Here is a 7,653-nt window from a genome sequence, read left to right as displayed (position 1 = left end):
AGGATTTTTCGACTGACAAATATGTAAATGCACTTAGGAAGCAGTTTGAAAAGGCAGGAATAGATCTGGTAGTATCTGATGAGATCATATTTGAAACGCCATTTGATGAACTCTCAGAAATCATAACATCACCGGCAGACACTGGGGAACAGGTAAGAGACTGGCTTGATAAGTTTGTTGCTGCTGCAAAGGCCTCATCGCAGGCTGCAAAGGAACGTTCAGAAGCGGCCAGAAATATGAACCCTCAGATTACTGCGCTATATTATGATGCTGCATCAGGCACAATGAAGAGCTTTGATCCAACTAAGAATACTCAGGAAGAGATGCAGAAACTAGTGGAAAATGCCCCCTCATTGTTTATTTCGTAAATATTCAATAAAATAAATTCAGGAGGATATATAAATTATCAATGCAGCGGGAATGTCGCCGAACATGGCAAAGCCTGAACCACTTCTCAAAGTTAATGCGCTTGGTACAGTTTATATCAATCAGGAGTTTTCAAAAGTGATGCCAAGGGGCAGCGTTATAATGGATATCTCTTCAAATTCTGCCTATATTACAAGAAATAGAATAGTAGCAGAACAAAAGCTACTAGAAGGTTAAATACGAAAATGTACCTCTAACCCCGGCCCCCAAGAGACCACTTACTTACATGAAGACAGTATTCCCAAGCTTGATGAACATCTTGAAAAAACATGAAATCAGATGGAGATCACAATATGATGGAAAAAGTACTAGCTGCGTGCGGAAATGATTGTGCATCCTGTCCCAGATATATAGTGCATCCTTATGAAAAAACAGAGGAAGAGCTTCACCATACAGCAGAGTTATGGCTTAAGATAGGATACCGTGACCATGTTGTTACTAATGAAGAGATATCATGCACAGGATGCAAACCTGAGAATTGGTGCAGGTATCATGTAGTAAAATGCTGTGAAGAAAGAGGCATAAAAACCTGTGCAGATTGCGATGAATATCCCTGTGCCAATATGAAGGAATGCTTTGAAGTTACAAAGTCCTTTGAACCTATGTGCAAAAAGGTCTGCACTGATGAAGAATATATGCAGCTAAAGAGAGCCTTTTTTGAAAAAGAACAGAATCTGAAATTGACTAAAAAGTGTTGAAATCGTAACATGTTGCTGATATACTGAATCTGTTGTAAAAAATATTAAGGAAAGCGAGGTATTCGTGATGAGTGTAAAGAGAATAGAGATTGTAACAGAATATAGTATGAAGACCTCGGTTTGTGATAGATAAATAATTGATCCTTTGGCCGTGGCTTATTAGTCACGGCTTCTTTTTTTCTAAATGCCATTGTCATGGCGATGATCTCAACCTTAGTCTCCATACTGATAACAAAGAAAAAAATATGGAGAAAAAAATGAATAATACAGAAAACAATTTATGTAAAGGCAGAGTTTCTGCTATATACAAGAACAGTTATGTAATAAGGTTTGAAGGAAAAGATATTTCTGCCAGACTAAAAGGAACATTTCAAGAGAAGGCACCTGAGCTTTTCCCTGTTGTGGGTGATTACGTCTCTTTTGTAAATAATCTAATTGGAGATTCTTTGATCGTAGCGGTTGAAGATAGAACAAGCTTTTTGCAGAGGCCTGATCAGGCTAAAACAGGAGTCATGCAGTACATGGTGGCAAACGTGGATTACACGTTGATAGTCACCTCTCTAAATGAGGACTACAGTTACAACAGAATCGCCAGATATGTGAGCGTTGTTCTCCAGGGGAACTCTATTCCAGTGGTGGTTTTGACAAAATCAGATCTGTGCAACAACTACGGCAGATATGTTCGTGAAGTGGAGAGCATCTCTGATAAAGTCAGAGTTCATGCTATTTCGGCTTTATATGGAATAGGAGTTGATGAATTATATGAATACATGAGGCCGGGCGTGACATTGTGCCTTATGGGATCCTCCGGAGCAGGCAAGTCGACGCTTTTAAATGCCTTTGCCGGTGAAGAAATAATGAAAACCTCGGAAGTGCGAGAATCAGACTCCACAGGAAGACATACCACAACATACAGGCAGCTGATTGAGCTTGAAAATGGCGTATCAATAATAGATACACCCGGCATGAGAGAGCTTGGAATGGCTAACACAGAGCTTGGAATAGATAATACATTTTCAGATATCCTTGCATTGGAGCAATGCTGTAAGTTCAGTGATTGCAAGCATGATACCGAACCGGGATGCGCTGTGAAGGCAGCAATAGAAAGCGGCGAGCTTTCAGCAGAGCGATACATCCTCTATAAGTCATTGAGCGCGGAAAATACCAATAATTACGCTAAGAAAAAAGAAATCTCAAAGTGGGCTAAGGCTGCTAAAAAGCTGAAAAGAGATAATTATAGATTTTGAAATAAGAATTAGCCATTTTGCATTTCACCTCTCAAAAAATGCAAGTCACCGCCAATTTGCTTTTTTCTTGCCTCAAATAAGTTAATATCTGTTTCAGATACAGGAAAACAGGTAACAAGAAAGAGGTCAGATATGAAAAAAGCAATTGAAGTTAGTAATTTGTTTAAACAATACGGCGATGCAACAGCAGTAAACAACATCTCTTTTGAGGTTGAGCAGGGCTCTCTTTTTGCATTCCTTGGAGAAAACGGAGCCGGTAAGTCCACAACCATAAATATGTTAAGCACGATCCTTCCTAAGACCTCAGGCCAGGCCAGGTTAATGGGGTATGAACTTGGAAAAGAAGATGATGCCATCAGAAAGTCTATTGGGATAGTTTTTCAGAATTCAGTACTGGATGGGAACCTGACAGTTAAGCAGAATCTCCTTACAAGAGGCGCATATTACGGGTATGGAAAAAAAGAGATAATGGAGAGGCTTTCTCTCTTTTGGGACGAATTTAATCTGGAAGAAATCTGGAATAAGCGTTACGAGAATCTTTCCGGCGGACAGAGAAGGCGAATAGATATAGCAAGGGCTCTGATCCACAAGCCGGACATTCTTTTTCTGGATGAGCCCACCACGGGACTTGATCCCATGTCCCGCAGGATGGTGTGGGACTACATCAATCACTTAAGGAAAAACGATAACCTGACTATATTCCTGACAACGCATTACATGGAAGAAACCGCAGAAGCTGACAACGTGGTGATCATGGACAAGGGAAACATAATTGCTGAAGGCTCGCCTGCTGAATTAAAGAGCAGGTATACCGGTAAAAAACTTATCTGGTATACAGCACAGAACGAGGAAAACACAAAGATAATAGAAACTTCCAGTGCACCAAGCTTTAGCTACGAGGCTGATCACTACAATATTCTGATGGATGAAGGAATCATGGAATTTATCTGGAAAAACAAAGATTCTATCAGGGATTTTGAAGTGATCAAAGGAACAATGGACGACGTTTTTTTAACACTTACAGGAAAGGAAATGGTGGAATGCAATGGCTAAAATAAGAGGTCTTTTAGGTCTTACAAAAAGAAACATACTGGTATATATGAATAATAAGGGATCAATCTTTTTCTCAATGCTAACACCGCTTATTATTCTTATTCTTTATCTATTGTTTTTAAAGAGCACCTTTTTGTCATCGCTTGAGCACGCTGCAACGGGCCTTGAGAAGCTGATATTAGCAAAGGACATGGACCAGTTTGTAAATGGTATATTACTTACAGGCATCCTCAGCACTGCACTGATCACCATTCCCTACAACGCCCTTGAAACCATAGTCAGGGACAGGGAAGACAGAGTGTATTTTGATATGATATCAACCCCTGTAAAAAGAGCTGAGATCATCCTTTCATATTTCTTAGCAGCAGTAATTTCTGCCTTTATTCAGACATTAGTTGTGCTGTTTTGCGGGATTGGGATACTTCTTTTGAACGGATCAATGTACTATGGAATTTCAGATATTATATGCCTTGTAGGAGTGATCTTTCTTGGAACTCTTTCATCAACAGCAATCTTTACTCTTATAATGATGTTTTTTAAGAAAATGGGCACCTGCAGTGCTTTCATGGGGATAATTTCTGCAGTATCTGGCTTTATAGTTGGCGCATACCTTCCTCTGTCGGAGTTTAGCAGGACCATACAGAATGTATGTAATCTTATTCCGGCTACAGGAATCACAGTACTTATCAGAAATTTCCTTATAGGTGGAGTCTTGAATCATATGGATGAGAGTATAGGCGGAGTAGACGGCGGCGCATTTCTTCATGCCATGAGAGAGAATTTTTCTTTTAACACACAGGTTGGTTCTTCAACTTGGTCATTGAATCAGACCTGCATATATATAATAATAGTTACAGTAGCATTTATTATAGCTACAAGGATTATATATCCAAGAGTGTATAACAAAAGATAAAGGGGAAAAGCCTTGAAAGTAACGTTTAATAAGATTTCGCAAGGCGAAAGTGAATACGCAGTTGTAAATGCATATGGGCGCACAACTGCCATAGACACTGCAATTGGGCTGCTTGAAAACGGGGAACAGATCATTATGGGCTATAAGGACGGCGAGAGCATTCCATGCCCGATTTCCAAGATCTATTACATAGAAACAGTAGATGATAAGTGCTTTGCCTATACTAAGGATGACTGCATTGAGCTGCGAAGCCGTCTCTACGAGGTAGAAAAGGCTCTGGATTTCAGATTCTTTAGGTGCTCTAAATCCATGCTTTGCAATATCAGAAAGATAAAAAGTGTAAAAGCGGAGACCAATGCCAGGATGAGAGCAGTTCTTTTGAATGGAGAGGTTATTCTTATTACCAGAAGCTATGTAAAAGAGATGAAGAAGAGGTTGGGACTATGAAAAAACTAAAGATAGTAATGGAACAAACAATGATGGTCAGCTTCCTGGTATTGTGCGTTGTCAGTCTTAACGGACTTTTGGTGATGAGAAAAAATGAGTGGTCTTTTGACTGGTATACTCCGGGATCAATCCTTGTTGTCAGCTTTTTATGCAGTCTGGTAACAGTGTTGCTTCTTTATAATGATAAATACGATAAAGAGTTGTCTGCACTAATGCATAACCTGATGACGCTTCTGCATTTTGTTCTGATGTATATTATAATTATTGTATTCGGACATCTTTGTAACTGGTATAAAACCATGCATGGCTTTGCGTTTATCTCTGTGATCTTCGTGGTTGTCTATGCTGCAGCATGGGTAGGCACTGGCATCATGTTCAGACATGATGAGAAGCTTATCTCAGATGCCCTTGAAAGTGTGAGGGATAAGGAATAATGGCCCCTGGGGACGGGGTTTGTGGTTCATTTTAATGGCCCCTGGGGACGGGGTTTGGGGGTCATTTTTATTTTGACCCTAGAACCCCGTCCCCAATGGTCCATCACATTATGGAGGAAGAATAATGATTTTATTAGTTAACGCTTGTGTAAAAAAGAATTCAAGAACCAAAAGAATTGCTGACAAGCTTATAGAAAAGCTTAGTAAAAAAACATCTGAAGAAATATTAGAAGTAAAGCTTGAAAATATTTCTTTTCCTAAAACAGATGAAAAATTCCTTGCATATAGAGACGATTGTATTGCAAGGGGTGACTTCTCAGATGTTTATTTCAACCTTGCAAAGACCTTTGCAAAGGCAGATACAATTGTAATTGCAGCGCCGTACTATGACTTATCATTCCCAGCTTCACTTAAGCAGTATGTAGAGCACATCAATGTTTTAGGCATAACCTTTGAATATACAGATGAAGGCTATCCGAAATCTCTTTGTAATGCCCATAAGCTTTATTATGTTACTACAGCTGGTGGTTGCTTCGTTCCGGAAGAGTTTGGATACGGATACATCAAGACGCTTGCCCAAAACTTCTATGGTATTCAGGACTGTGAAAAGATTCAGGCTGTTGGACTTGATGTGGTTGGCGCAGATGTCGAGAGTATTGTCAACGGGTGTATTTGTAATATATAACTTGCGTTTTTTTAGGAAGGAGTATTCAACATGGCGAAAGTTCTTTTACTTAATGGCAGTCCAAAGGCAAATGGCTGCACAGCTACTGCACTTAATGAGATGATCTCAGTATTTAATGAGGAAGGAATAGAGACGGAGATCATTCACGTAGGCAATAAAAATATCCGAGGCTGCGTTTCCTGCGGGTATTGCGAGAAAAATGGAAAGTGTGTTGTTAACGATCTTGTAAATGAAGTTGCAGGGAAGTTCGAAGAGGCAGATGGGCTTGTTGTAGGAAGCCCTGTTTACTACGGCTCCCCAAATGGTACAATCCTTTCTTTTATGGACAGGCTTTTTTACAGTACTTCTTTTTCCAAGCAGATGAAGGTCGGTGCGGCTGTCGTAAGCTGCAGAAGAGGCGGCAATACTGCAAGTTTTGATGTTCTGAACAAGTACTTTACTATAAGCGGAATGCCGGTGGCTTCAAGCACATACTGGAATCAGGTGCATGGATTTGATGCCGAAGATGTTAAAAAAGATCTCGAAGGACTTCAGACAATGCGAAATCTTGCAAGGAATATGGCCTTCATGATAAAAGCTTTTTCCGATGCAAAAGAAAAATACGGCCTTCCGACAGTGGAGAGAGATGCATTCACAAGCTTCCCTGATGGGAAATAATGAAGAAAAAGTATCTCTAAGGAGAATAGTATGCTTTCATATGTAATTGTTGGTTCGGGATACAGATCTGAATATTATGGCAGAGTCGCCAAAACTTACCCAGAGCTTTTTAAGGCGATATTCCTCTGCCGTTCAGAAGAAAAAGTTCGCTTGGTAACTGAGCATACCGGTATTGCAGCGACAACTGAAATATATACAGCCCTGTCCATAAAACCTGATTTTATTGTAGTTGCAGTGGATAGGGAACACGTGGCTGATGTGGCAGAAGAGTGGATACTTCGAGGATTTCCCATCGTGGTGGAGACACCTGCTGGTTCATCCTTGGAAAAACTAGAAAGATTGTGGGAACTACAGGAAACAAAGGGAGCGAAGATCGTATGCTGTGAACAGTATCATAGGCAGCCCTTGTTGGCCAACGGTTTGTCTGCTGTTTCATCCGGATTATTAGGGAATCCCTCGACAGGATATCTTTCTCTTGTTCACGATTATCATGCTGCAAGCCTTCTTCGCAGGATGCTTATGGTTAATGGCGAGAAATATGTACTCCATGGTGAGCGAAAAACAACGCCGGTCATAGAAACGGATTCCCGCTATGGAGCCTCTTTTGATGGGCACATGCAGCAGGAAGTAAGAGACATCGTACATATAGATTATGAATCCGGAAAATCTGCGGTTTATGATTTTGCTTCTGTAGAATACAGGTCATATATTCGCTCTCGACACCTTACAGTGCGCTGTGACAGGGGCGAATGGAGTGACAGGATACTCTATTATGTTGATAAAGATAATCTTCCGCAGAAAAAACTTCTTTTGGCAGATATTCCTGAAAAATACCGTATCTAAAATGGACCCCAAGAAGTGGACACGACGAATAATCATTTTGGCAGGATTTTACGCAACGAATCCGACGTGTGGACATAAAACTGGCTGTATTTCTTTGATGAAAATGTGCTAATCCCATCATGTGGACACGGATTCAGCTGTCTTTGCTGATATAATTAGCAAAGGGGGAACTCTATATGAATCCAAAAGACAAACCAAGTTACACAAATGAACAAGTTGCGCTTCTTGCTCAGAATCCTTATACGCATGT

11 protein-coding genes are annotated in these 7,653 nt (G+C 40.3%); all 11 read left to right on the top strand.

Going from position 1 to position 7,653, the window contains the following annotated elements; genetic code table 11:
- On the top strand, positions 1-368 hold a 368-nt coding region (locus J6O61_RS01650; RefSeq protein WP_292208771.1), incomplete at its 5' end, for a hypothetical protein.
- 64 nt (positions 369-432) lie between these two features.
- Positions 433-603, top strand: coding sequence for a hypothetical protein (locus J6O61_RS01645; RefSeq protein ID WP_292208768.1), 171 nt, complete (start codon positions 433-435; stop codon positions 601-603).
- Between the two features lie 116 nt (positions 604-719).
- Positions 720-1,124 (top strand): DUF3795 domain-containing protein, encoded by a 405-nt coding sequence (locus J6O61_RS01640; protein WP_292208765.1) that lies wholly within the window; start codon positions 720-722, stop codon positions 1,122-1,124.
- Between the two features lie 257 nt (positions 1,125-1,381).
- Positions 1,382-2,371: a ribosome small subunit-dependent GTPase A gene (rsgA, locus tag J6O61_RS01635; RefSeq protein ID WP_292208763.1), complete on the top strand. Its 990-nt coding sequence runs from the start codon at positions 1,382-1,384 to the stop codon at positions 2,369-2,371.
- A gap of 132 nt (positions 2,372-2,503) precedes the next feature.
- Entirely contained in the window at positions 2,504-3,424 is a 921-nt protein-coding gene (locus tag J6O61_RS01630) for an ABC transporter ATP-binding protein (protein WP_292208761.1), read from the top strand.
- The gene (locus tag J6O61_RS01625; protein WP_292208758.1) at positions 3,417-4,337 is read left to right on the top strand and encodes an ABC transporter permease; all 921 of its coding nucleotides are present in this window, start codon (positions 3,417-3,419) and stop codon (positions 4,335-4,337) included. The genes J6O61_RS01630 and J6O61_RS01625 overlap by 8 nt, the downstream gene beginning before the upstream one ends.
- A 12-nt stretch (positions 4,338-4,349) precedes the next feature.
- Positions 4,350-4,784 (top strand): LytTR family DNA-binding domain-containing protein, encoded by a 435-nt coding sequence (locus J6O61_RS01620; protein ID WP_292208755.1) that lies wholly within the window; start codon positions 4,350-4,352, stop codon positions 4,782-4,784.
- Positions 4,781-5,218: a DUF3021 family protein gene (locus tag J6O61_RS01615; protein ID WP_292208752.1), complete on the top strand. Its 438-nt coding sequence runs from the start codon at positions 4,781-4,783 to the stop codon at positions 5,216-5,218. Before J6O61_RS01620 ends, J6O61_RS01615 begins: the two co-directional genes overlap by 4 nt.
- A 124-nt stretch (positions 5,219-5,342) precedes the next feature.
- Entirely contained in the window at positions 5,343-5,903 is a 561-nt protein-coding gene (locus J6O61_RS01610; RefSeq protein WP_292208750.1) for an NAD(P)H-dependent oxidoreductase, read from the top strand.
- 30 nt (positions 5,904-5,933) lie between these two features.
- Positions 5,934-6,560 carry a flavodoxin family protein gene (locus J6O61_RS01605; protein ID WP_292208748.1) on the top strand — a complete coding sequence of 209 codons (627 nt, stop codon included), beginning with the start codon at positions 5,934-5,936 and terminating at the stop codon, positions 6,558-6,560.
- A gap of 30 nt (positions 6,561-6,590) precedes the next feature.
- Positions 6,591-7,403 carry a Gfo/Idh/MocA family oxidoreductase gene (locus J6O61_RS01600; protein ID WP_292208744.1) on the top strand — a complete coding sequence of 271 codons (813 nt, stop codon included), beginning with the start codon at positions 6,591-6,593 and terminating at the stop codon, positions 7,401-7,403.
- Positions 7,404-7,653 lie beyond the last annotated feature (250 nt).

Source organism: Butyrivibrio sp., from assembly GCF_017635265.1.
Lineage (GTDB): Bacteria > Bacillota > Clostridia > Lachnospirales > Lachnospiraceae > Butyrivibrio.
Note: the sequence above shows the minus strand (reverse complement) of the source record. Positions and strands in the feature narration are given on the sequence as shown.

Coding starts and splice junctions, on each gene's coding strand:
- J6O61_RS01625 (WP_292208758.1), top strand. CDS start 3,417: ATGGCTAAAATAAGAGGTCTTTTAGGTCTTACAAAAAGAAACATACTG.
- J6O61_RS01645 (WP_292208768.1), top strand. CDS start 433: ATGGCAAAGCCTGAACCACTTCTCAAAGTTAATGCGCTTGGTACAGTT.
- J6O61_RS01600 (WP_292208744.1), top strand. CDS start 6,591: ATGCTTTCATATGTAATTGTTGGTTCGGGATACAGATCTGAATATTAT.
- J6O61_RS01630 (WP_292208761.1), top strand. CDS start 2,504: ATGAAAAAAGCAATTGAAGTTAGTAATTTGTTTAAACAATACGGCGAT.
- J6O61_RS01605 (WP_292208748.1), top strand. CDS start 5,934: ATGGCGAAAGTTCTTTTACTTAATGGCAGTCCAAAGGCAAATGGCTGC.
- J6O61_RS01640 (WP_292208765.1), top strand. CDS start 720: ATGATGGAAAAAGTACTAGCTGCGTGCGGAAATGATTGTGCATCCTGT.
- rsgA (WP_292208763.1), top strand. CDS start 1,382: ATGAATAATACAGAAAACAATTTATGTAAAGGCAGAGTTTCTGCTATA.
- J6O61_RS01610 (WP_292208750.1), top strand. CDS start 5,343: ATGATTTTATTAGTTAACGCTTGTGTAAAAAAGAATTCAAGAACCAAA.
- J6O61_RS01615 (WP_292208752.1), top strand. CDS start 4,781: ATGAAAAAACTAAAGATAGTAATGGAACAAACAATGATGGTCAGCTTC.